The sequence below is a fragment of the Moorena sp. SIO3B2 genome, from assembly GCF_010692525.1.
In the GTDB taxonomy this organism is placed as follows: domain Bacteria; phylum Cyanobacteriota; class Cyanobacteriia; order Cyanobacteriales; family Coleofasciculaceae; genus Moorena; species Moorena producens.
Genome location: NZ_JAAHHE010000230.1, coordinates 5,310 through 5,870 on the forward strand (window position 1 = coordinate 5,310; position 561 = coordinate 5,870).

A 561-nucleotide genomic window follows, 5' to 3' on the forward strand; every position below is an offset into this window, starting at 1 on the left:
TCAGCTATCAGCTTTCAGCTATCAGCTTTCAGCTATCAGCTTTCAGCTATCAGCTTTCAGCTATTAGCTATTAGCTATCAGCTTTCAGCTATTAGCTATCAGCTTATGGGTTAGGTCACAGCGTCGAAGCCTGTGCCACCCTACTGTTCGCGCAGCTTGCGCGTAGCGCAATCGGTGCTTTTGAATAAAATAAGCTGACCGCTGACCGCTGACTGCTGACTGCTGACTGCTGACTGCTGAATGCTTACAAAATCTTGAACTATTAAATTCTCCCGTCAAGGTTTATCTTAAGCACCTCAAGTAGCGTGAGCTTTTAGCTGACGGCTGACAGCTGACGGCACCTCAAGTAGCACCTCAAGTAGCGCATATGCTTACTGGGAATCAAAATTTGGGATACGTAACAATAAAGTTATCCTCCGCTTGAGCATTGTAATTCAGTCCAGATTCAAAACAGGTTACCGGAAATCCCATGGGAATACGGAATCCCTGACATATTGAGTAGTGGGGTTTTTGTCGTTGTTGGTTCATTGTTTCCTTAGGGAGTAGGGAGTAGGGAATCGG

The 561-nt window shown here is 45.6% G+C and carries 1 pseudogene; it reads right to left on the reverse strand.

The window, feature by feature from the left end:
• Positions 1 to 381: 381 nt before the first annotated feature.
• Positions 382 to 561, reverse strand: a pseudogene (locus F6K38_RS28975) (hypothetical protein); the annotation flags it as partial.